The organism is Dictyoglomus sp. (assembly GCA_025060475.1).
Lineage (GTDB): Bacteria > Dictyoglomota > Dictyoglomia > Dictyoglomales > Dictyoglomaceae > NZ13-RE01.
In genome coordinates this window covers 18,376-41,955 of sequence record JANXBZ010000009.1, presented here as the reverse complement: position 1 = coordinate 41,955, position 23,580 = coordinate 18,376, and the positions used below count along the sequence as shown (strand labels likewise).

At 30.5% G+C, this 23,580-nt stretch carries 22 protein-coding genes; 9 read left to right on the top strand and 13 right to left on the bottom strand.

The window, feature by feature from the left end; genetic code table 11:
* The first annotated feature begins 17 nt into the window (after positions 1-17).
* A complete protein-coding gene (locus NZ841_06145; GenBank protein MCS7202338.1) occupies positions 18-2,822 on the top strand; it encodes a M1 family aminopeptidase in 2,805 nt (934 codons plus the stop codon).
* Positions 2,823-3,156: 334 nt separating this feature from the next.
* Here the strand turns inward: NZ841_06145 and NZ841_06140 are convergent, their stop codons facing one another.
* A complete protein-coding gene (locus NZ841_06140; GenBank protein ID MCS7202337.1) occupies positions 3,157-3,882 on the bottom strand; it encodes an SDR family oxidoreductase in 726 nt (241 codons plus the stop codon).
* A gap of 12 nt (positions 3,883-3,894) precedes the next feature.
* On the bottom strand, positions 3,895-4,794 hold the full coding sequence (locus NZ841_06135; protein MCS7202336.1) for an AEC family transporter: 900 nt from the start codon (positions 4,792-4,794) through the stop codon (positions 3,895-3,897).
* A gap of 125 nt (positions 4,795-4,919) precedes the next feature.
* Between NZ841_06135 and NZ841_06130 the strand changes: the two genes are divergently transcribed.
* Genes NZ841_06130 through NZ841_06120 form a run of 3 tightly spaced genes read left to right on the top strand, consistent with a single transcriptional unit; the run spans position 4,920 to position 8,945 of the window.
* Complete coding sequence (locus tag NZ841_06130) at positions 4,920-5,390, top strand: MarR family transcriptional regulator (protein MCS7202335.1); 471 nt, start codon at positions 4,920-4,922, stop codon at positions 5,388-5,390.
* Positions 5,375-7,102 carry an ABC transporter ATP-binding protein/permease gene (locus NZ841_06125; protein MCS7202334.1) on the top strand — a complete coding sequence of 576 codons (1,728 nt, stop codon included), beginning with the start codon at positions 5,375-5,377 and terminating at the stop codon, positions 7,100-7,102. The genes NZ841_06130 and NZ841_06125 overlap by 16 nt, the downstream gene beginning before the upstream one ends.
* Positions 7,095-8,945 carry an ABC transporter ATP-binding protein/permease gene (locus NZ841_06120; GenBank protein ID MCS7202333.1) on the top strand — a complete coding sequence of 617 codons (1,851 nt, stop codon included), beginning with the start codon at positions 7,095-7,097 and terminating at the stop codon, positions 8,943-8,945. The genes NZ841_06125 and NZ841_06120 overlap by 8 nt, the downstream gene beginning before the upstream one ends.
* Positions 8,946-8,948: 3 nt before the next feature.
* Here the strand turns inward: NZ841_06120 and NZ841_06115 are convergent, their stop codons facing one another.
* The 9 genes from NZ841_06115 to NZ841_06075 all read right to left on the bottom strand — a co-directional run bounded on the left by NZ841_06115 (position 8,949) and on the right by NZ841_06075 (position 15,508).
* On the bottom strand, positions 8,949-9,593 hold the full coding sequence (locus NZ841_06115) for an HAD family hydrolase (protein MCS7202332.1): 645 nt from the start codon (positions 9,591-9,593) through the stop codon (positions 8,949-8,951).
* Positions 9,584-10,447: a DMT family transporter gene (locus NZ841_06110; protein MCS7202331.1), complete on the bottom strand. Its 864-nt coding sequence runs from the start codon at positions 10,445-10,447 to the stop codon at positions 9,584-9,586. The genes NZ841_06115 and NZ841_06110 overlap by 10 nt, the downstream gene beginning before the upstream one ends.
* On the bottom strand, positions 10,444-11,259 hold the full coding sequence (locus tag NZ841_06105) for a ParB/RepB/Spo0J family partition protein (protein ID MCS7202330.1): 816 nt from the start codon (positions 11,257-11,259) through the stop codon (positions 10,444-10,446). The genes NZ841_06110 and NZ841_06105 overlap by 4 nt, the downstream gene beginning before the upstream one ends.
* The gene (locus NZ841_06100; protein ID MCS7202329.1) at positions 11,252-12,025 is read right to left on the bottom strand and encodes an AAA family ATPase; all 774 of its coding nucleotides are present in this window, start codon (positions 12,023-12,025) and stop codon (positions 11,252-11,254) included. The genes NZ841_06105 and NZ841_06100 overlap by 8 nt, the downstream gene beginning before the upstream one ends.
* A 65-nt stretch (positions 12,026-12,090) precedes the next feature.
* Positions 12,091-12,258, bottom strand: coding sequence for a hypothetical protein (locus NZ841_06095; protein MCS7202328.1), 168 nt, complete (start codon positions 12,256-12,258; stop codon positions 12,091-12,093).
* A gap of 30 nt (positions 12,259-12,288) precedes the next feature.
* Positions 12,289-13,272, bottom strand: coding sequence for a 50S ribosome-binding GTPase (locus NZ841_06090; protein MCS7202327.1), 984 nt, complete (start codon positions 13,270-13,272; stop codon positions 12,289-12,291).
* A gap of 18 nt (positions 13,273-13,290) precedes the next feature.
* Entirely contained in the window at positions 13,291-13,926 is a 636-nt protein-coding gene (locus tag NZ841_06085) for a hypothetical protein (GenBank protein ID MCS7202326.1), read from the bottom strand.
* An 8-nt stretch (positions 13,927-13,934) separates the two neighbouring features.
* Positions 13,935-14,318, bottom strand: a complete 384-nt coding sequence (locus NZ841_06080) for a DUF1284 domain-containing protein (GenBank protein ID MCS7202325.1) — start codon at positions 14,316-14,318, stop codon at positions 13,935-13,937.
* Positions 14,315-15,508 carry an NADP-dependent isocitrate dehydrogenase gene (locus NZ841_06075; GenBank protein ID MCS7202324.1) on the bottom strand — a complete coding sequence of 398 codons (1,194 nt, stop codon included), beginning with the start codon at positions 15,506-15,508 and terminating at the stop codon, positions 14,315-14,317. Before NZ841_06075 ends, NZ841_06080 begins: the two co-directional genes overlap by 4 nt.
* A 140-nt stretch (positions 15,509-15,648) precedes the next feature.
* Between NZ841_06075 and NZ841_06070 the strand changes: the two genes are divergently transcribed.
* The 3 genes from NZ841_06070 to NZ841_06060 all read left to right on the top strand — a co-directional run bounded on the left by NZ841_06070 (position 15,649) and on the right by NZ841_06060 (position 18,933).
* A complete protein-coding gene (locus NZ841_06070) occupies positions 15,649-16,143 on the top strand; it encodes a hypothetical protein (GenBank protein MCS7202323.1) in 495 nt (164 codons plus the stop codon).
* A 148-nt stretch (positions 16,144-16,291) separates the two neighbouring features.
* A complete protein-coding gene (locus tag NZ841_06065; GenBank protein ID MCS7202322.1) occupies positions 16,292-17,167 on the top strand; it encodes a cation diffusion facilitator family transporter in 876 nt (291 codons plus the stop codon).
* Positions 17,167-18,933, top strand: a complete 1,767-nt coding sequence (locus NZ841_06060; GenBank protein MCS7202321.1) for a YgiQ family radical SAM protein — start codon at positions 17,167-17,169, stop codon at positions 18,931-18,933. Before NZ841_06065 ends, NZ841_06060 begins: the two co-directional genes overlap by 1 nt.
* Positions 18,934-18,935: 2 nt before the next feature.
* On the opposite strand, the gene NZ841_06055 is transcribed toward NZ841_06060, so the two are convergent.
* Positions 18,936-19,685, bottom strand: a complete 750-nt coding sequence (locus NZ841_06055; GenBank protein ID MCS7202320.1) for an SDR family oxidoreductase — start codon at positions 19,683-19,685, stop codon at positions 18,936-18,938.
* A gap of 98 nt (positions 19,686-19,783) precedes the next feature.
* Between NZ841_06055 and NZ841_06050 the strand changes: the two genes are divergently transcribed.
* The gene (locus NZ841_06050) at positions 19,784-20,821 is read left to right on the top strand and encodes a zinc-binding dehydrogenase (protein ID MCS7202319.1); all 1,038 of its coding nucleotides are present in this window, start codon (positions 19,784-19,786) and stop codon (positions 20,819-20,821) included.
* Between the two features lie 74 nt (positions 20,822-20,895).
* Here NZ841_06050 and NZ841_06045 read toward each other — a convergent pair whose 3' ends face one another.
* Positions 20,896-21,747 carry a hypothetical protein gene (locus NZ841_06045; GenBank protein ID MCS7202318.1) on the bottom strand — a complete coding sequence of 284 codons (852 nt, stop codon included), beginning with the start codon at positions 21,745-21,747 and terminating at the stop codon, positions 20,896-20,898.
* Positions 21,748-21,843: 96 nt separating this feature from the next.
* On the opposite strand from NZ841_06045, the gene NZ841_06040 reads away from it, so the two are divergent.
* The gene (locus tag NZ841_06040; protein ID MCS7202317.1) at positions 21,844-23,511 is read left to right on the top strand and encodes a nucleoside kinase; all 1,668 of its coding nucleotides are present in this window, start codon (positions 21,844-21,846) and stop codon (positions 23,509-23,511) included.
* The last annotated feature ends 69 nt before the right edge of the window (positions 23,512-23,580 follow it).

Here is a 23,580-nt window from a genome sequence, read left to right as displayed (position 1 = left end):
GCTTTGGAGGTAGAAAAATGAGAAAATTTTTCATATATTTCTTAATTCTTTTCCTTTTCTCCACAACTTATGCCATGGAAAGTTTTTCTACGTACAATCTTTTTGTCCAATTAGACCCAAAAAATTTAAAAATCAATGGATATGTGGAAATAAATTACATTAATAATACCAATGAGAATATTTCAGAAATTTATTTTTATCTTCCTGCTAATCTTGGTAAGAAGGATAATCCCTATCTTCATCCTGTTGTAGAAGATTCCTATTATATTAATGGTTTTGATCCAGCATATACTGAAATAAGAAATATTTTTGACAAGAAAGGAAATAGATTAAATTATACTTTAGAAAAGGGAAAAATTTTATTTACCAATTATTCTTTAGAAGATAATTATTTAAGAGTTATTCTACCAGAACCCCTTTCTCCGAAAGGATCCTTTTATTTAAAAATCTTATTCTCCACAAAATTCCCTAAAGCATATATGGGAGATATGTCCTATGCTAAAGATTCCTTTATATGGAGATTTGGATGGTTTCCTCAAGAACTACATTTTATAAAGGGAGAATGGGATAAAGGAGGAAGATTAACCCTTTGTAATTTTAATATAGAATTAATGGTTCCAAAGGATTATGTAGTTGCTTTAGGAGTAGACGAACAAAAAGAAGAAATCGTAAATGAAAACTGGAAAAAGGTTATTGGAAAAAATTATAATCCTAAAAGATCTCTACCTATTGCTTTAAGTAAAAAATATCTTGTTTACAAACCAATAATACAAACTACACCCGAGATATCCCTTTATTTTTATCAGGGAAGAGAATATAAAGCAAGAATTTTAGCAAGTCTTGCCCAAGAGATTTTAGCTTATTATCAATCTTTATATGGACCATCAAAACACAAAAGAATAGTTATTGTGGAAGGACAAATAGAAGGTTTTTGGGGAATGACTGCGGATAATTTTATCCTTCTTGGAAATAGTGTTTTTTACTCATCAGATCTTTTCTCTCCCTTTCTTTTAGAAAGAATAAATGAGTGGCTTCTTGCTCATGAAATTGCCCATCTATGGTGGGGCATAGGAGTAGGAGCAGATTTTGACTGGGAAAATTGGATAAGCGAAGCTCTGTCACAATATTCTTCTATATATTATTTTGAGAAAAAATATGGCTCAAAAGGTGGAAATCTTTTCCCTGATTTAGGAGAGGATTATTTTCTAAACTATTTAAAAGATTATTTAGTGGGAGAATGGAATTTAAGGGAATCACAGGTGGAATATCCCTATTTAACATATATAAGGGATGGATGGGATGAGCCCATTGTTAAAGATTATTGGAACAGTAATTATAATGGATATACAAATAAAGTATATAACAAAGCCTATTTATTATTAAGAAGTTTAGCTTTTATGATTGGGGAAGAAAAATTTAATGAATTTTTAAGAGCTTTTTATGAAGAATATAATGATAAATTTGCAAGTACTGAAGATTTTAAAAATCTTATCAATAAAATAACAGGAAGGGACTTTACCGACTTCTTTAATACATGGTTTTATTCCACTGCAACTATAGATTGGCAAGTATTAAACTTTGAAAGTTTCAAATTTGGAGAAAATTGGATTACAAGGGTCCATTTAAAAAGAGAAGGGAATGGAATATTGCCTGTAGAAATTTTATTAGAGACCACAAAGGGAGAAAAATTAAGAAGAATTTATGATGGAAAAGAGAAAGAAATATACTTAGATTTTCAGACAAAGGATAAGGTAATAAGGGTAGAATTGGATCCTGATTCTATGATTCCAGATATTAACCGATTAAATAATTCCTTACCAAGAAAGGTAATTTATACTTCAAAAATAAAAAGACCTCTTGACGCCTATGTCATTTATTATGATCTTTATCCCTCTTTTTCTATTGATCTTTCTACAGGACAGATAACCAATCTTTCTTATAAAATAGAAGGATATGATCCTATAAATCACTGGTGGAGTCTTGAAGGATTATATTTTCAGGATATTTATGGATATTACCATCCAGGAACTATCTTTCAATTTATAAGATATCTACCAAGGGATGATTATTTTGGTTTTGCCCTTTTATTTATTCAACCTGATTATTATGCAGGTTTATTTACTCTAAGTAAAAGCTTTTGGGAGAAATTTTCTTTAGGAATAAGTGGAAACTTATGGCAGCCTTCCTATAGATTAAATTTAACATTGGGATATGACCTTTATTCATATTTTGATCTAAATCTAACAAGATTAAAAGATCTCTATAGTCTTGCAATGATTAACACTTTAAATTTCCGTTCCTCTTTACCTTTTCAATCGGAAAGATTTTATAAGCTCTCTTGGAATTTATTAAAATATTTCCTTGTTTTTCCTCATAGTTATTTAACTATTAATAATACAACAGGTTATATATCAATAGAAAAAGATCCCTCTGGTTTTATAAATAAATATGAAAGATTTAACCTAAAGGATTGGAAATCTTTGATAGATGATTATGAAGGAGACTTTAAATGGTCTTTAAATATTAACTGGAATATTCCCTTATTAAGGGATCAGGAAACTAAATTTTTTAACTTATTTATTCTAAGAGATATTCATTTAAATGTATTTACAGAAATTGGAGGAGTATGGAACAAAAATGAGAAAATAGATTATAAGGGATTAAAAATTGGATTAGGAATAGAAAATTCCTATAATTTTACAACATTTTTTGATATTCCCCTCTCTTTTGTTATAGGATATGCTTTTCCTGTTTATCTTGGAACAGAAAATCCTAAAGAAACTGGAAGATTCTATATGTATTTATCTACAGGACAATTTTAAAATTTGTCCACAATTTACAACTGCAATAACAAATATTTAAATTTATATATAAAAAAATAATATTGTAGTTGTAGTAGGGGCTGTGGATAATGTGGATAACTCAAATAGACCTTTTATATAAAAGGTTTTTACCTGTGGATAACTTTCCACATTTTATCCACAGTATCCCCATTTAAAAATTTATCCACAAAATTATCCACAGATTACCCAAGTTATCCACAGAGTTATCCACAGGTAATCCACAAAATTATCCACAACTGTGGATAAATGAAAAATCTTAGTTGTAAAAAGGAGCGGATAAAAAAAGAATAAAAAAGGGTTTTAAAAGATTCAATTATCTCCAAGGAGGATTCTTCTCTCTTCTGACATTTATCTCATCAATAACAGCATTACCTCGGAATTTTAAAAGAAATATTATAATTTCAGCAATTTCCTCAGGCTTTATCAAGGTTTCAGGATCTATGTCAGGTCTCATAATTGTTACAAGATCTGTTGCAACACCACCAGGTGCTATAACATGAACTCTTATTCCATCATCATGGACTTCTTGAGCTAAAACCTTTGTAAATCCCATTAAGGCATGTTTTGAAGCAGTATAAGCTCCTTGATTAATATATCCCTTTGTACCCACAACAGATGATATGTTTATTATCGTTGGTATATCGGATTTTTTAAGATAAGGGATTGCATATTTACATAAAAAGAAGGGTGCTTTAGCATTAACCGCCATAATTTCATCCCATTCTTCTTCCTTGGTTTCTATTATTGGTTTTGCTAAAGCAATTCCTGCATTGTTAATAAGGATATCTAATTTTCCAAAATACTCAATTACTTTTTCAATAATTAATTTTGGGGTTTTTGGATCCTTTAGATCAAAAGGACAAAGAAGAATATCTATTCCAAAATCCTTTAATTCATTTTTTAGAATAAGTAATCCTTCTTCTGCTCTACTATTGATAGCAAGATTTACTCCTTCTTGGGCTAATGCCTTTGAAATAGCCCTTCCTATTCCTCTACTGGCACCAGTAATTAATGCTATCTTTCCTTTAAGAGAAAGCATTATTTATATATTTTAACATTCTTTCATAATAAAAAATATAGAAATTACTCCTGTGATAATAGTTAAAGAAACTAAAAGAGATGCAAGCTTTACATTTAGATTTCTTTCACTGGAATATAAAATTGCTACTAAGGGGGCAGGAAGAAGAAGTCCAATAGATATTATCTTGGAGATTAAATTAGAAGGGAAAAAGTAAAAAATTATAAAAGAGAATAGAATTCCTGGAAGAACTCTTAAAATTAAGCCTAAAGTTAAGGCTTTTAATTCAGAGGTATTCAAGTTAAAATCCAAGAAAAAACCAATGGTGAAAAGAGCAAGAACATTGTTTGGCATTGATAATTGGGAGACAAAATCATAAAGGAGAGAAGGAAATTTGATATTGAAAAGATTAAGGATTATAGAGATTATGTAAATATCCAAGGGAAAAAATAATATTACATTCTTTATTATTTTATAAAAATCTATTTTACTTTGATTCACGGCAATTAGGGATACGGCGTAGGCTAAACCAAAAACCAAGAAAGAATTACCTATATCAAACATTGCCATTATAAATAAGCCTTCATCTCCACAAATGGATTGGATAAAGGGATAGGCAAATAGACCTACATTATATCCACATAAAGAGATAAGTAAAGTCCATTTTATTTTTTCTTCAAAGTTCAAAGATCTTAATATAAAAAATGAGAGTAAAAAGACCGATAGTCCCAATAATAATGAGGATATAGGAAGAATGATAAAATCCATTTGAATTTTAGTTGTTAAAAAAACTTTTAAGATTGTAGCAGGAAGGGTAATGTATACTATAAATCTGCTTAATACCTTTCCAGTATTTTCAGGAAGAATTCTCGTTTTTTTAATTAAAAAACCAAATAAAATTATAAGTATATTTATAATTATCTTCTCAATCATAAAAAGAAATTAGAATCCTATGCAGAATTCTTTTTTTAGATTATATCAATAATATATCTTCTTTCCAAGTTTTTAATTTTATGGTAATATTTAGTTATCTAAATATTTATAAGAAGAGATTTTTTATGAAAGAAGATAAGAATAATTCTCTTTATTCTTTATTTAAAGAGGTAATAAAAGAGCATTTTATAAGAAGAGAAAAACTCCTTTCTGGAATAAAACTTTATAGGGGGCAGGCACCTGTTCTTCTTTTATTACAAGAAAAGGAGGGACTAATTCAAAAGGATATAGTTAGAGAATTGAAAATAAAGCCATCAACCGTAACTTTAATTTTAAGAAGAATGGAAAGAAGGGGACTAATAAGGAAGGAAAAAGACAAGGAGGATAAAAGGTATTCGAGAATTTATTTAACAAATGAAGGAAAAAAATTTATAAGTAATCTAAGAGAGGTTTTTAATATTTTAGAAAAAGAATGTTTTATGAATTTTTCTGAGGATGAAAAGGAGCTATTAAAAAACTTTTTAAAAAGAATAAGAGATAATTTAAGAAAATTAAACGAGAATAGTGGAGGAAGCAAAAAATGCGCAGGTTGTTAATATATTTAAAACCTTATTGGATTTATGTCCTTTTAGCTCCATTGTTCATGGTAATTGAGGTTATATGTGATCTTTATCAACCAACTTTATTGGCAAGAATTATAGACGAAGGAATATTAAAAAATAATCTTCCTTTTATATTAAGAACAGGAGTTTTTATGATAATTATTGCTTTGATTGGAATGATTGGTGGAGTTGGTTGTACTATCTTTGCAAGTTATGCTAGTCAGAATTTTGGAAAAGATTTAAGATTAGATTTATTTAAAAGAGTTCAATCCTTTTCTTTTAAAAATATTGACAAATTTCATACCTCTTCTCTTATAACAAGGATAACAAATGATGTAAATCAACTGCAAAACCTTGTTATGATGTGCTTAAGAATTGTTGTGAGAGCTCCTCTTCTTTTCATAGGTGGAATTATAATGGCAATTTCCATTAATAGGTCTCTTTCTCTTATATTTTTATTTTCCATTCCAATTCTTATCTTAATCTTTATAATGGTTATGAAAAGAAGTTTTCCTCTATTTTCTGAGGTTCAGAAAAGAATTGATTGGTTAAACAATGTGGTTCGAGAAAATCTTACGGGAGTAAGATTAGTTCGAGCTTTTATGAGGATAGATTATGAAAAGGAAAGGTTTGGACATGCTAATTCTGCTTTAATGAATGCTGTTATAAAAGCTATCAAACTTATGATTTATGCTATGCCTATTTTTATGTTGATCATGAATCTTAGTGTATTGGGAGTTCTATGGTTTGGTGGTTTATTAGTTAAATCTGGAAATATGAAAGTTGGAGAAGTTATGGCATATATAAATTATATGTTTCAAATTCTTTTTTCTCTTATGATGATTGGTAATATTCTTATCTTTATATCTCGAGCTTCTGCATCTTCAGAGAGAGTAAGGGAAGTTTTAGATGAAAAAATTGATATAGTATCCTTTAAGAGTGATTCAACACCTATTTTGAAGGGAACAGTGGTTTTTGAAAAGGTATATTTTAGTTATGATGGTAAAAAGGGGTCAGTTCTTAAGGATATAAATTTTTCTGTACATCCTGGAGAGATTGTTGGTATATTAGGAACAACAGGTTCTGGAAAGTCAACATTAGTTAATCTTATTCCTCGGCTTTATGATGTATCTTCTGGAAGGATTTTAATTGATGGAATAGATGTAAGAGAGATAGATCTAAAGGTCTTAAGATCTGCAATATCTATGGTTCCTCAGGATACAGTACTTTTTTCTGGCACAATAAAGGAAAATGTACGTTGGGGAAAGGAAGATGCAACAGATGAGGAGATTATAAATGCTTGTAAAATAGCTCAGGCTCATGATTTTATTATTAATCTACCTAATGGTTATGATACCTTGATAGGTCAGAGGGGAGTAAATCTTTCTGGAGGACAGAAGCAGAGAATTGCTATAGCAAGAGCAATAATTAAAAAACCTAAAATTCTAATTCTTGATGATGCTACTAGTGCGGTGGACTTTGCAACGGAACAGAAAATATTAAAGGGATTAAGAGAGATTATGAAGAATTGTACTACTTTTTTGATTGCTCAGAGAATAGGAACAGTAATGAATGCTGATAGAATTATTCTTCTTGAAAATGGGAGAATTGTTGGAATTGGAAGTCATAATGAGTTGTTAAGAAATAATCCTATATATCAAGAAATATATAAATCTCAATTAGGAGAAGAGGTGCTTAATGGATAGGGAAAGAAGAGAAGAAAGAAGAGTACCACCTTTACCTATGGGACCTTTTAGGGGAGGTCCTGGAAGAGGATTTGGATCCTTTGAGGAGATAAAAATAAAGAATCCATGGGAAACATTGAAGAATCTCTGGAGATATTTAGGAGAATACAAATTAATGTTATTTTTCGTATTTATTCTCGTTCTTTTTTCGTCTATTTTAGGCATAATAGGTCCTTATATGATAGGAAAAGCTATTGATAGTTATATTATTCCAAAAAAGTACGATGGTTTTTTAAATTTCCTTATTCTTCTTTCAGGAGTTTATATTCTTGGATCTTTAGTGGCATGGCTTCAGGGATATATTATGTTAAAAACAACTCAAAATATAGTCTTTTCTATGAGAAAAGATTTATTTAATAAACTTCAGTACCTACCATTAAAATTTTTTGATACAAGACCTCATGGAGATATAATGAGTAGAATCACCAATGATATAGATAATATAGGTATGGTTTTGGGAAATAGCGTTATTCAATTGCTTTCTGGGATTTTTACATTAATAGGAATAATAATTGTTATGTTAAGAATAAGTATTCCCATGACCATAGTAAGTTTATTAACCGTTCCCCTTACCATTTATTCTACAGAATTTATAGCAAAAAAAACAAGAGAATATTTTTATGCAAACCAAACTCTTTTAGGAAATTTAAATGGAATAATAGAGGAAGATATTTCGGGAATTAAAGTTATTAAAATCTTTGGAAGAGAGAATAAAGAAATTGAAAGGTTTGATGAGGTAAATAAGGAGCTAACAAAAGTGGGAATAAAGGCACAGATATTTTCTGGTCTTGTAGGACCTATCATGAACCTTATTAATAATATTAGTTTTGCTATTATCTCAGGTTTTGGGGGGTACTTTGCCTATCGCAATTTGATATCTGTTGGTTCTATAGCAGTTTTTATTAATTATTCAAGACAATTTTCAAGGCCTCTTAATGAACTGGCAAATCAATATAATATGATTCAGTCCGCTATTGCCAGCGCGGAAAGAATATTTGAAATTTTAAAGGAAAAAGAAGAAGTAGAAGACGATAAGGATGCAGTTGAGCTTAGGGATGTAAGAGGAGAGTTTGAATTTAGAAACGTTTGGTTCTCTTATGAAAAAGGAAATCCTGTATTGAAAAATATTAATTTTCATATAAAACCAGGCCAAGTAGTAGCTCTTGTGGGTCCTACTGGTGCAGGAAAGACTACTATAATAAGTCTTCTCGCACGATTTTATGATGTGGATGAAGGAAGTATATTGATCGATGGAATAGAGATAAGAAAAATAAAAAGAAAAAGTTTAAGAGATATATTAGGTATTGTTCTTCAAGATACTTATCTTTTTTCTGTATCAGTTAAAGATAATATAAGATATGGAAGACTTTCTGCAAAGGATGAGGAAATAAAAGAGGCTGCAAGACTTGCTCATGCAGAACAATTTATTTTAAATCTTCCTAATGGTTATGACACTATTCTCTCAGAAGATGGAGGAGATTTGAGTCAGGGACAGAAACAACTTCTTGCTATTGCAAGGGTTATTTTAGCAAATCCTAAAATTTTGATTCTTGACGAAGCGACAAGTAATGTGGATACAAGAACTGAAAAATATATTCAAGCCGCTATGTTGAATCTTATGAAAGGAAGAACTAGTTTTATAATTGCTCATAGATTAAGTACTATAAAAAATGCAGATCTAATTTTAGTAATCAATAATGGAGAAATTGTAGAAAGAGGAACTCATAAGGAACTGTTAGAGAAGAAGGGATTTTATTACAATCTATATATGAGTCAATTCTCTGAGGAATTGGAAGTAGGATAGAATCTATTTTAATATTTTCTTCCAAAAGTTTAAAAGATCCCATAAGTTTTCAAAAAAGAAGTCAGGAGAATTTTTCAAAAGTTCTTCCTTTTTATTAAAATTAGATTGAATTGCTATTACCAGTTTTACTTTTGCTTTTTTCCCCATTATTATATCTCCTGAAGTATCACCAATATAAACAATTTCTTCAGGTTTTAGATTTAAAATGTCTAATATTTTAAATAAAGATTCAGGGTCAGGTTTCTTTTTTAAAGAATCCTCCCAGGTTATAAAACAATCGATAAATCTTTCAGGTTTAAGATGGAAAGATTCCTTTTCAATATCTAGTTTTGTACTTGCAGTGACCACTCCTTGTTTTATCCCATAATTTTTTAAAAAAGAAAGGTTCTCTAAAGCGCCATCTCTCCACTTAATACATGAATGATTAAAATATTTATACCATAAGTTATCTGCTATCTCCCAATAGTCTCTCTTTAATCCAAAATTCTTATACATTTCATACCAATTAGGGGCAAAATTTTCTCTATATTCTTCTAGAGAAATATTTATCCCAAAAAGGGAAAGAACTTTTTTTGTAGCATTAAAACATTCCAAAAATGAATCTACTAGAGTTCCGTCCCAATCCCATATAACTCCTTTTATTTCCATGTGGTAATACTAACTCCCAGAATAATAAATAATCCTCCCAAGATTTCTATGAATCCTAAGTTTTCTTTTAAAAAGATTAATCCCCAGAGGGCACCAAAAAGGGGAATTAAGTTTAATATATTAACTACCTGGCTCACTTCCATTTTTTTTAATCCGTAATTATATAGGAGATATCCTAAGGCAGAGCAGAAAAATGCTAAATAAAAAATCCCTAAAAGTCCTTCTTTACCCTTGGGGATTCTTAAACCTGTGAAAAAGAGTAGAGGAATAAATAAAAAGGCGCCATATATTAATTGAAAAGTTGTTAAAACTTCAAAAGGATAAATATGGTTAACCCTTTTTATCTCCCAGTTATATATTACCCAGGATAAACCTGAGAGAAGAATTAAGAAATTGCCAATAAGGTTCTGGATTTTAAATTTTATTCCTGCATTCCCTAGGATTAGAATTACTCCAAGAAGAGATAATATTATTCCTAAAATTCTTTCTTTGGGAGGATGCTTTTGTTCTTTGAAAATTTCCAAAAGTAAACCCATTGCAGGAAATGAGCCCACAAGTAAAGATCCTTCAGAGGCTGTAGTAAATTTTAATCCCCAATTTTCAAAAATAAAATATAGGGTTACTCCTAAAAAACCTGCTACAAATAAAGGTTTTTGATAGTCCCATTTTAAAGGAATATTTTTTACTTTGGGAAAGAAGATTATATATGAAAAAATTGATGCTAAAAAAAATCTTGTAAAGGCTAATTCAAAGGGAGAAACTTGTTTTAAAAGTATCTTTGATACTGAAAAGGATAGACTCCAGAATATACATGCTAGTGTGACACTTAATAAACCTAAAAGTTTTCCTTTCATAGCATGAATTTTTCTATGATTCTTTCTAATTCCTTTAAACTTCTATATTCTATGGTTATTTTCCCCTTTTCAGGAGATCTTGGTTGAATTTTTACTTTAGTTTCTAAATATTCTTGTAATTTTCTTTCCAAAACCATAATTTCTGGAATTTTCTCTATTTTCTTACCCTTTCTTCTTGCTAAGTCCTCTGTCTCCCTTACCGAAAGTTTTTCTTTAATAATCCTTTGGGCTAAGATCTTTTGCCAATTAGGATCATCTATGCTAAGGAGGGCTCTTGCATGTCCGTAAGTTAAATTTCCTCTTCTTACTTCTTCTTGAATCTCTAGGGGAAGTTGCAATAATCTTAAAAGATTTGTTATCTCTGTTCTACTTATATTAAGTTTGTTTGCCAATTCCTCATGGGTAACATTATACTTTTCAATATAGTTTTGAAAAGCCTTTGCTTTCTCTATTGGATTTAAATCTTCTCTTTGTAAATTCTCTATCAAAGATATCTCGTAGGCTTCTTGGTCCGATATATTTAATACAATAGCAGGTATTTTGGAAAGTCCTGCTATTTTTGCAGATTGATATCTTCTTTCACCTGCTACAATTTCGTATTTATCATCCTTTTGCCTCACTAATATGGGTTGTAGAACGCCTCTTTGCTTTATAGATTCAGAGAGTTCTCTAAGATTTTCGATATCTATGGTTTCTCTTGGTTGATAAGGATTGGGAAGTATTTTCTCTATTTCAATTTCTTTTATTTTACTCTCTTCCTCTGTAGGTATTAATGCAGAGAGCCCTCTCCCCAATCTTTTCTCTTTACCCATTTTTTATCAACTCCTTTGCTAATTCTTTATAAGCTAAGGCCCCTGATGATTCAGGAGCATATTCAAAAATAGATTGGGAAAAACTTGGTGCCTCACTTAATCTTACATTTCTTGGAATAATAGTTTTAAAAACTTTATCCTTAAAAAATTTTCTTGCCTCGTCTACTACTTGTTGAGATAAAGATGTTCTTCCATACATAGTAAGAAGAATTCCAAGAATTTCCAAGTCTCTATTTAAATTTCTTTTTATAAGCTCGATAGTTCTTAATAATTGAGAAATGCCTTCTAGAGCGTAGTATTCGCATTGAAGGGGAATAAGTACGTAGTGGGCACAGGTTAAAGCATTTACTGTAAGAAGTCCTAATGAGGGAGGACAATCAATAAATATATAATCAAAATCATCTATTATGGGCTCTAAAACTTTTTTTAATCTTAATTCTCTTAAAAAGGCTGAAACTAATTCTATCTCTGCTCCTGCTAAATCTATATTTGATGGAATTATATATAAGTTTTCTCGAAGAGAATTCTCTTCTTTTCTTAAGGGATATATTATTTCTTTTACATGAAGATCCTGAATTAAACTATCATAAAGACTCGGCCTTATATCCTTCCTTCCTATAATTCCACTAGTAGTATTACTTTGGGGATCTGCATCTACTAATAAGATCTTTTTTCCTAAGCTTCCAAGAGCAAATCCTAGATTTATAACTGTTGTAGTTTTTCCTACTCCACCTTTTTGGTTGGCAACAGCAATTATTTTTCCCATTTTTTACCTAATGTTTCACGTGAAACAATTTTTATTTTTTTAAGTTCTTTTATCATTTCTTCTACTTATAGAAGTCTTAGAAATTTTCCTGCATGTATCTTCTCTTCATTGGCAATATCATATAAAACCTTCTTTGCAAGCTCATTATCAGTAGATTCTGCTATCTCTTCGTATAATTGAGTAACCTTTCTTCCTAGAGAAAGAACAGAATATGACGTTCCAAATTCAGGCATTTTTTTTATCCTCCTAAATTTAAGTTTTTATTAAGTATGAAACTCAAGAATTTCTTCATCTTTCAACTCATAACTCTTTTCCACGGGAAGTCCTTTTATTTTACCATCTTTTGTGTAGAGTTTTGTATATTTTAGATTTTTGGCAATATCTTTATGAACTAATTCTGCAACATCAAGAACAGTGCTTCCTTTAGGGAGAATATATGGAGTATCGAGGTCAGGAGGGTATCCTGGTTTTTTAGTATAGATTCTCACAATATTTAATTCATTAAATATATTTCTTTTAATTTCTTCCATATTTATACCTTCCTTTGCGGAGATACAATATACATTTAATTCTTCTTTTAGAACATCTATTTCTTCTTTTCTTTCAAGAGGAGTTATAAGATCTATCTTGTTTATTATAATCATGCTTTTAACTTCTTTTATAGGAGCATAAGGATCCCTATCAGGGTTTTCTCTTACTAACTTAATTTTTTTATTACCTAATAGATCTTTAATCTTTAAATAATCGTCTACTAAGGATAAAGACTCCATGTCTAAAAATACAATTGTCAGATCACAATATCTTATAATATTGTAGATCCAAGATTCAGTATTTTCCCATAAAGGAGGAAGATCGATAAGCTGAATTTGAATGTTCTCATAAGGCATCATTCCTAAAGTATGATTTATAGTGGAAAAGGGATAATCTGCAATTAATGTATCTACATTTGTCAGAGTTTTAAAAAAGGTTGATTTTCCAGTATTAGGTGGTCCTATGATTACTACCTGTCCTGCTCCCTCTTTTTCAATATAATCCATTCCCCTTCCTCCCTTTTTTGGTCTTTTTTCTGCTTCTTCCATAAGCTGGGAAAGTTTTCTTCTAAGATCTGCCTTCATTTTATCTGTTCCTTTATGTTTAGGGAGAATGGCAAGCATTTCTTTTAATGCTTGTATTTTATCTTCTATAGTTTTTGCTTCTCTATATCTTTTTTCTGCCTCAAAATATTGGGGTGGAAGATTTGCTGGCATATCTTCTCCTTCCTTAAATTATGCAGACATCTTTATTTTATTTCTCTCCATTATTATTTTTAGAATCTCCAAATTAATTTTTTCACTTCTTTTATATTCATAAATATTAAAAGATGGCTCACCACAAATGTCAATTCCTATAATATTATGACAAGAAAAAGAAGAAATTAACTTAAAAAGGTCTTCTAAAGAAAAATCTCCTTGATCCCAATTGGTATCTAAATAACATTTATCCAGTATATCTTTATCAATACTCACATATAAAGGTAATTCTAATACTATATTTTTAAGTCTTTTCTCTAAGTCTTCTCTAGAATTTATTGATATTATTTTTTTGATATTTTTAAGTTTCATTGCTTCAAGAAGCCAAGATCCACAACTTATATAGTTTTCAAAAGTCTCTTTGGTATCAAAGTGATAGTCTATAGTAATTAAAATTATAGGTATGTTTATTCTTTTTAAAAAAATGTAAGTTAAATAATGATAATCACTTTTTCCTAAAAAAATTATACTTCTATTGAATTTTGGTATTCTATTTTCTATTTTCTCTAAATTTTGAAAGGAACATATATATTTTTTTTCGGGAATATCTCTTAAATCTATTTCTATTCCCAAAGATCTTAATCTTTCTTGGTAAAAATAAGTTTCATCCATATGTAAAATTAATATTGAAAAAGATTTTTTCCTGAACATAGGTAATACCAGGAGCAATCTTTACAAAAATCTTCAAAGATTATCTTATTCATTTTTTCAAAAATTATTTTACTTATATCATTATAGGAATATAGTCTATTCCTTTTTAATCCTAAAAAGCTAATTATATTTTTATCCTTCTTTTCTATATCTCCAATGTTTGATTCTCTTAAACATCTTCCTTTATAATAGGGACATTTATAGCATATATCATCTCCACTGATGACTAATAAAAATCTTTCACCCTTTTTTAATCTTTCCTTTATTAATTCCATGTTTTGGACAAATTCCTGCGAATACCCCTTTCCTTCAAAATGTAAAATACAAAGAAGATGGTGTCCTCTTATTTTCATAATAATTTTTCAAGATTTTCTCTTACTTTTTTAATAAATTCCTCAGTATTAACAAATTTTTCAACGGGAGGATCCGCTAAAGGTTGCAAATCTTTTGTCATTATACCCATTTCAATAGTGTTTACTACTGCTTTTTCTAACTTATCTGCAAATTCAGAAACTTCAGGAGTATTATCCAATTCTCCTCTTTTTCTTATAGCTCCTGTCCATGCAAAGATTGATGCAGTGGGATTTGTAGATGTGGGATTTCCTTTTAAGTATTCATAATAATGTCTCCTTACTGTCCCATGAGCTGCTTCGAATTCAAACTCTCCAGAGGGAGAGACTAAAACAGAGGTCATAAGTCCTAAGCTTCCGAAACCTGCAGCGATCATATCAGACATAATGTCTCCTTCATAATTCATGCATGCCCAAAGGATTCCTCCTTCATTTTTTATTAGTTGAGCCACTGCATCATCAATTAAAAAATATTTATATTTTATTCCAACTTTTTCAAAGTCTTCTCTTCTTTTTTCTACTTCCTCTTGAAAGATTTCTTTAAAATATCCATGATAGATTTTAGATATGGTATCCTTTGCAGAAAACCAAAGATCAACTTTTTCGGAGAGGGCGTAATTTATGCAGGATCTTGCAAAACTTCTTATAGATTTTTCTGTATTGTGTAAGACCATAAATACACCCTTTCCCTCAAAACTATGGACAGGAAAGGTATAAGTAGTATTATCTTTAAGAATAATCTCCAAATTTAAAGGTTTTTCTACTTTATACTCAAAGGCACTGTATATATCTCCATAGGCATGTCTTCCAATAATTATAGGTTTTTTCCAGGATTTTACTGCAGGAGGGATATTTCTTACTAAAATGGGTTTTCTAAAGACTGTTCCATCAAGATAGGCACGAATTGTAGCATTAGGACTTTTCCAGGCCTTTTTTAAATTATATTCTTTAACTCTTTCTTCATCAGGAGTTATGGTAGCACATTTTACACCAACTTTATATTCCTTTATTGCCTTTGCAGATTCTAATGTTACCTTATCTTCAGTTTTATCCCTATTTTCAATGCCTAAATCAAAATAAATCAAAGGAATATCTAAGTAAGGGAAAATAAGCTGTTCTTTAATCATTTTCCACATAACTCTTGCCATTTCATCTCCATCAAGTTCTACTATTGGATTTTTAACTTTTATCAAAATTATCCCTCCTTTTAAGTTTTAAAAAATAATACCCTATACAATGTAGCTATGACAAGGGGATAGTACTTCTATGAAAAAATTGATCTAGAAAATTTTATGGGTTATAATATAAAAATCTATAAAAAGGAGGGGAAAAAATGAGAAAAATTTTCCCATTTTTAATTCTTCTCTTACTTTTTCTTTCTTCTAATGTCTCCTTTGCTCAGGAGGGAAATTTCACCTTTGAGATTGGCGGAGTCTATCCCTTTGGATCAGGAGTTACATTGCTACTACCCTATGGAGAGATGAGTTTTTCCCAATCACTTTTTTCTATTTTAAGATTGGAGGCTTCTTTAGATATAATATTGATCCTTATAATACCAATTTTTTCTCCATCGGTAAGAATTGCTTTAGAACTTCCCTATGGTAATAACATTCCTTACCTAGGAGTAGGGACAAGAAATTTTATAGTTTGGGGAGAAGAAGCTTATGTTTCTCCTTTTGTTGCTGAAGTGTTTGTGGGTGCAAAAATGATAACAAGACGGGGACTTGTAACTCTTTGGGAATTAATCTATATAACATCTACTCAGATATTTACTGGACAACTTCCTCCTGAGGGATTCTTTGTAGGAAGAATAGGAATTGAGTTTTAATGTGAAATAAGTTTTTAATAATTTAAATTAGATTTTAAGCCTCGGGAGAGATCTCGAGGCTTTTTATTTTTAATATTTTTTATCTTGGAAATTAAAGAAGAATTCTTTATAATTTTTAAAGATTTTTAACAGGCATGGAGGTTTGAAAGTGACTTTAAAAAGAATTTTGATGGCTATGTTTATTAACTTTTCAATGGCACTAATGGAGGTTATTGGAGGAATTTTATCAGGAAGCTTAGCCCTTGTTAGTGATGCATTACATAATATAAACGATTTTTTTGCGCTATTAGTAAGTTTGCTAGCAGAGTTAATATCAAAGAATAAAAAGAGCGATAGGAATCATACCTATGGATATAGAAGGATTGAGATTTTATCCGCACTTCTTAATAGCATTCTTCTCTTTGGTGTTTTTATTTTTCTTATCCTTGAAGCCTTGGAAAGAATAAAATCTCCTAAGGAAGTACATGGTATTCAAACAATAACTATAGGTATTATTGGACTAATAGGAAATATTATTTCTGCTTATCTTTTACATGAAGATTCCCAACATAATTTAAATATTAAGGGGGCTTTTCTTCATCTTGTTTCCGATGCTATCTCTTCTTTAGGAGTAATACTCGGAGCTTTATTAATCATATTTTATAGACTTTATATATCAGATACAATTATATCCTTATTAATTGCAGGTTTTATTTTTTACAACTCTATTGATCTCATGAAGGATACAATCCATATACTGATGGAAGGAACTCCAAAAGGTATTGAAATTGAAGAGATACAAAAAGCTATATGTAAGGTTTCTGGAGTAAGAGATGTGCATCATATTCATGTTTGGCAAGTATCTTCTAAGGATCTTATTCTTTCTGCTCATATTGTAGTAGAAGATCAAAGGCTTTCCTTAGCTGAAAAGATAGTAGAGGAAGCTAAAAAGGTTTTAAAGGACCAATTTGGGATTACTCATTCCACATTAGAGGTGGAATCAGAAGATTTAAATAAAGAAAAAGAGTGTAATTGTGAATATTAATGTTTAACTTTTTACCCATATCTTTAGAAGAAGCAAAAAGAAAGGGCTGGTATGAGCTTGATATTATAATCATTTCAGGAGATGCTTATGTAGACCATCCTTCCTTTGGCTCTGCGGTAATAGGAAGATTTTTAGAATATCATGGATTTAAAGTAGGCATTATTCCTCAACCTAATTGGAGAGATAAAGAAGAGTTCAAAGTATTAGGAAAGCCAAGACTTTTTTTTGGTATTACAGCAGGGTCTGTGGACTCCATGGTGGCAAATTATACTCCAAATAAGAATAAAAGAAAAGAAGATGCCTATACAGAAGGAGGAGTTTCGGGAAAAAGACCCGATAGAGCAACTATTGTATATTCGAATGTAGTTCATGAATTATTTCCTGACGTACCCATAATTCTTGGAGGGATAGAAGCAAGTCTAAGAAGATTCTCTCATTATGATTTCTGGGATGATAGGGTAAGGCATTCGGTTTTATTAGACTCAAGAGCAAAAATTATTGTATACGGTATGGGAGAAAAACAAACTCTTCAAATTGCAAAAATGCTTTCTCAAGGGAAATCGTGGTATGAAATATATGAAATACCTGGAATTTTGTATTCATTAAAGGAAAGAGAATTTTTAGAACTTTTCAAAGATAAAGAGTATATGATGCTTCCTTCCTTTGAAGAGGTAGCTTCCGATAAGGAAAAATATTGGGAATTTCAAAAATTACTTATAGAGGGAATGAAAAGAAAAAAAATACTGGTCCAGAGAGATGGAAAAAGGTATCTTATTCAAAACCCTCCCCCTTTATACACTTCTGAAGATTTAAATTTAATCTATTCTTTGCCCTTTCAGAGGTTACCTCATCCCTCTTATAAAAATAAAATTCCTGCCTTAGAAACCGTAAAAACCTCTATTGTTTCCCATAGGGGATGTTTTGGAAGTTGCACCTTCTGCTCCTTAAATATTCATCAGGGATGGCAAGTAATATCAAGAGATGAGGAATCAATTTTAAGAGAGGTATATAGTTTAACAAAGAGGAAAGATTTTAGAGGAACTATTTCCGACGTAGGTGGTCCTACTGCAAATATGTATAAATTAAGATGTAGAATTCATAAAATGCCTGGTAGCTGTCCCAATAGAGATTGTCTTTATCCTTCTTTATGCAAATACTTAGAGGTAGATCATTCTGCTCAATTAAATCTTTTGAGAAAGATAAAAGAAATACCAAAAGTAAAACATGTTTTTATTGCATCAGGTATAAGATATGATCTTGCTTTAAAAGATGAGGAGTACATTAAAAATATAATAAAAAACGGGTATATTGGGGGACACTTATCTGTTGCTCCAGAGCATATAAAGGAGCATGTATTAGAAATTATGAAAAAACCAAAATTTGAAGTATATGAAAGATTCTTAGATCTGTTTAATAAATACAAGAAAATCTTAGGAAAGGAAATCTATACTATACCATATTTTATCTCTTCTCATCCTGGAGCAACTTTAAAAGATGCCTTTGATCTTGCAATGTATATAAAAAATTTGGGACATTATTTAGAGCAGATCCAGGATTATACTCCTCTTCCCTTAACTCCTGCTTCATGTGCCTTTTACACGGAGTTTCATCCAGAAAGAAAAGAGAAAATATATGTAGCTAAAAACTATGAGGAAAGAAGATTGCAAAGAGCATTAGCACAATATAAAGATAAAAAAAATAGAGAATTTCTATTGAAAAATAAAGAGAAAATTCCTATTCCCTTAGAGAAATTGTTTAAAATTTAGATTTATAAATAAATCATTTTTCTTGTCATTCCACCATCTACAATAAAGTTTGCTCCAGTTATAAAACCTGCTTCATCGGAAATTAAAAAATATACTAAGTTTGCTATATCCTCTGGTTTTCCTACTCGACCTACAGGATGCTGTTTATGATCAATTTCAGTAAGCTCTGGAGCTCTTCTTAAAGCTCTTTTTTTCCACTCCGAAACCTCTATCCATCCAGGACTTATACAATTTACCCTTATATCAGGTCCTAAGCTTATGGCAAGGGCATGGGTTAAGGCATAAATTCCACCCTTCGATGCAGAATAGGCTTCAGTGTTTGGTTCTGACATAAAGGCTCGTGTAGATGCTATATTAATAATAACTCCCTTTTCCTTTTTTAAATATGGATATGCATATTTGGCACATAAAAAAGCACCTGTAAGATTGACACCAATTACTTTGTTCCATTCTTCTAAGCTTAATTCTGTTATATGTTTATTAATAGAAATTCCTGCATTATTTATCAAATAGTTTATTTTACCAAATATATTTATTGTTTCTTCCACCATATTTTTTACATCTTCTTCCTTTGAAACATCGGTTTTTATAAACTTTATATTACCTATAGAAGAATACTCTTCTTCTACCTCTTTACCTGCGGATTCATCTATTTCTGCTATAACTACTTGAATATTATTTTCTAAAAACTTTTTTGCTATAGCTTTTCCTATTCCCTGGCCTCCTCCCGTTATTATGGCAACCTTATTCATAGGTTACTCCTCCAATAAAAATTTATATCAGTTTTTCTATAATTATACCTTGTTTTTGATAAAATAAAAAAACAATGATTTTTTAAAAGGAGGTCCTTATGAAAGGCTTAAGAATAATAGTCCCTAAAGAGAGGGAAATTTCTTTTGAGGAATTTGAATTGGAAGAAGAAAAATTAAGAGAAGATGAAGCTTTAGTAAAGAATATTTATACTATGATAAGTCCTGGAACAGAACTTTCCATTTATACAGGAATAGATCCTGAAGTATATGTTCCTACCTCTTGGTGTCATTATCCCTTTAAACCAGGTTATATTGGAGTTGGAAGAGTAATTAAGCTAGGAAAAAAAGTTGAAAATTTAAAAGAAGGAGATTTGATTTATTATTTTTCCAATCATGCATCCCATTCGATCATAAAAGCAGGAAATACTCTTGATCGTAGTTTTTTTGTGAAAGTCCCCTATGATATGGATTTAAAGCTTATTCCCATCACAAAATTTGGTACTATTGCATTAACCTCTTTACGGGTTTCCTCCTTAAATTCAGGAGATTCTGTTCTAATAGTTGGCTTGGGACTTGTGGGAAATTTAGCTTCTCAACTTTTTAAGATAGCAGGGGCAAAAGTTATAGGGGTGGATCTATCTAAGAGAAGACTTGATTTAGCTAAGAAGGCTGGAATTGATATTTTAATAAATCCCCAAGAAAAGAATTTAAGAGAAGAAGTATTAAGATTGACCCAAGGAAAAGGGGTAGAGATTGCAGTTGATGCTGTGGGAGATTCAAAGATAGTAATTGAAATAGCAGATTTGGTAAAAGACATGGGAGAAATAATTTTGCTTGGCACTCCAAGAAAAAGCTATATAGCGGATATTACTCCTCTATTAAGAATAGTTCATCTGAGATGGGTAACTATAAAAGGTGCCTTAGAATGGTGTTTCCCTCTTTATGAATCAGTAGGAAGTAAATTTTCTTATGAAAAGAATTCCCTATATATTCTTGAACTGATAAAAGATAAAAAGCTAATTGTTGAGGATTTAATAACCCATGTAATAAAACCTGAGGATTTTAAAAGTGCCTACGAAGGGCTTCTAAATAGAAAGGATGAATATATTGGTGTTTTAATTGACTGGAGAGATTAATTTTTTAATACGGAATAGATAGGATCTAATTTAGTCCTATCTATTCCTTGAGATGAGATTATTTTAAATACTTTTTACCTTTGCTCTACGAGTATAGGATATTCAGTTATAGGCTCATCTTCTAAATAAACCCTTACTATATATATTCCTGGCTTGGTAAACAGGAAGTCTGTAAGATCATCATAAATTGCAGTTATGCTCTTGGGACCTGTTTCAAAGATTTGAGGTTCTGACACATAGATTACATTACCATCAGGATCTAATACTTCAATATGTTGACTAAATTCTCCATCTCCAGAATACCACCCATTGACCACAATAAAATCATCTGTAGATGGAAATTTTGAGAAGGCAAAATACTCAAAAACTCCTAATATAGATTGAAGCCCATTATGATTTTCATATACCTCTATAGCGGGAATGGAAAAAACTAATACTGGAAATTCCGATTCCAATTTAAAGTCAAGTTCTTCTTCGAATAATTGAACAAATAAAGGCACTCTAAAAACTATTTTATTATTTAAGACTGCCTGAACCCAGTAAATTCCAGCTCTTGGGAAAACGATATTGTTAAAATCATGAGAGAAGGAATAGGTTTCATAGTTCTTAGCAAAAACTAGTTCTTCTTCTTTGGTTTCCTTTACAATATTATTTTTAGAATCAACAATTTGGACTTTTATTTTATGTTTTCCTGTTCCAAACCAACGGGAATATACTTTAAAATTATCTGTTCCAGGAAACTTTTTGAATTTTGTAATGCTGAATAAACCATCGATTAAGGTTAAGCCATAGTCGTCTTCTAGTATATCTTCTGCAATAGCAAGACCTATAATATAAGCTTTATTTTCTGTTTGAGCAAGAGTAATGTTTGTGAGAAGAAATATGGAAATAATTAGAGTTGTCAGAATAATAAGTTTTTTTAGCATTTTGCACCTCTTTTCTTTAAAAATTTTATGTTATATTATAAACCTAATACTAAAATTTTTAAATGTGATAAAAATCACATTTAACTGGAGGGATAAATGCCAAACGTAGAAATTAGAGGTGCTATAAGAATAGAAGAAGATAATCCTCTTAGTGTTAAGGATTTAATCTTAAAAAATCAAGAGACAATTAAAAATCTTTTTGCTGATAATGATTTTCCTGTTGCAATAAGACTAGAAAATCAAATAGAGGATCTTAATTATATTATTGATGATGATGTGAAATTGGATTTTATAAATTTAAAAAGTAACTTTGGAAGAAGAGTATGGGAGAGAAGTTATATTTTTCTTTTAAATTTAGCTTGTGAAAAAGTACTTCCAGATTTAAAGGTAATCGTAGAGCATTCCTATCATAAAAGTCTCTATGGAAGGTTTAAAAACTATATTCCAAAACAAAAGGATTTGGAAATTATAGAAGAAAAAATGAGAGAATTAGCAGAAAAAGATATTCCAATAGAAAAAGTGGTAGTTTCTAAAGAGGAAGCATTGAAGATCTTTAAAGAAAGAAAAGATGAAGATAAAATTAGACTCTTAAAATATATATATTCTAATAAAATTCCCTTGTATAAGATTGAGAATCATTATGAATATTCTTATCTTCCTTTAGTTCCTTCTACGGGTTATCTTAAAGTTTTTTCTCTAAAGCTTTATCAACCTGGGTTTATTCTTGTTTTACCCGATGAGAGGGATCTTTCAAGGGTAAGTGAATTTAAGGAGATTGTTAGATTATTTCAAGCTTTTTATGAGTATAAAAATTGGCTAGAAATATTAGGTTTGGTGGATGTGGCTTCTTTGAATTCTGCTATAGAAAAGGGGGAAATCTCTGAGGTTATAAAAGTGGCAGAGGCTCTCCATGAGAAAAAGATTGCCCAGATTGCTGATGAAATTTGTTCAAGGCTTCCTGATTTAAAATTAGTACTTATTGCAGGTCCATCTTCTGCAGGAAAAACTACCTTTAGTAAAAGATTACAGATTCAGTTAAAAGTAAATGGAATCAGACCTCAGGTTATTGAGATGGATGATTATTTTTTACCTCCTGAATTTATTGAAAGAGATGAGTTTGGAAACTACGATTTCGATAATCCTAAAGCACTGGATATAAAACTTCTAAATGAGCATTTGACAATTCTTATGAATGGAGGAGAGGTGGAGCTTCCTAAGTATAATTTTCAAAAGAAGAGAAGGGAAGAATCAGGAAGGGTAATAAAATTAGAAGAAAGAAGTTTAATTGTTATGGAAGGAATTCATGGTTTAAATCCTGAAGTTACCTCTTGTATTCCAGGATACATGAAATATCATATTTTTGTTAGTGCCTTGACCCATCTTAATATTGATAATCAAAATAGAGTTCCAACTACAGATGCAAGACTAATGAGAAGAATTGTAAGGGATAGTATATTTAGAGGATATGGAGTCTTAGATTCCATAAGGCAATGGCCGTCAGTAAGAAGGGCTGAAGATCTTTACATATTCCCTACTCAAGAGAGAGCGGATGTAATGTTTAATTCTGCATTGGTTTATGAATTCTCGGTTTTAAAGAATTTTGCAGAACCTATGCTAAGAGCGGTTCCTCCTTATTACCCAGAATATCCCGAAGCAAAAAGAATATTAGATATATTATCCCATTTTCTTCCCCTATCTCCCACCGAAGTCCCCATGACATCAATCCTAAGAGAATTTATTGGGGGAAGTTCTTTTAGTTATTAAGTTTGGGTTTACATAGGTACCTTTCTCCTAGAGGTATATAAAATTATCTTCCTATTCGTTTTTCCCTCC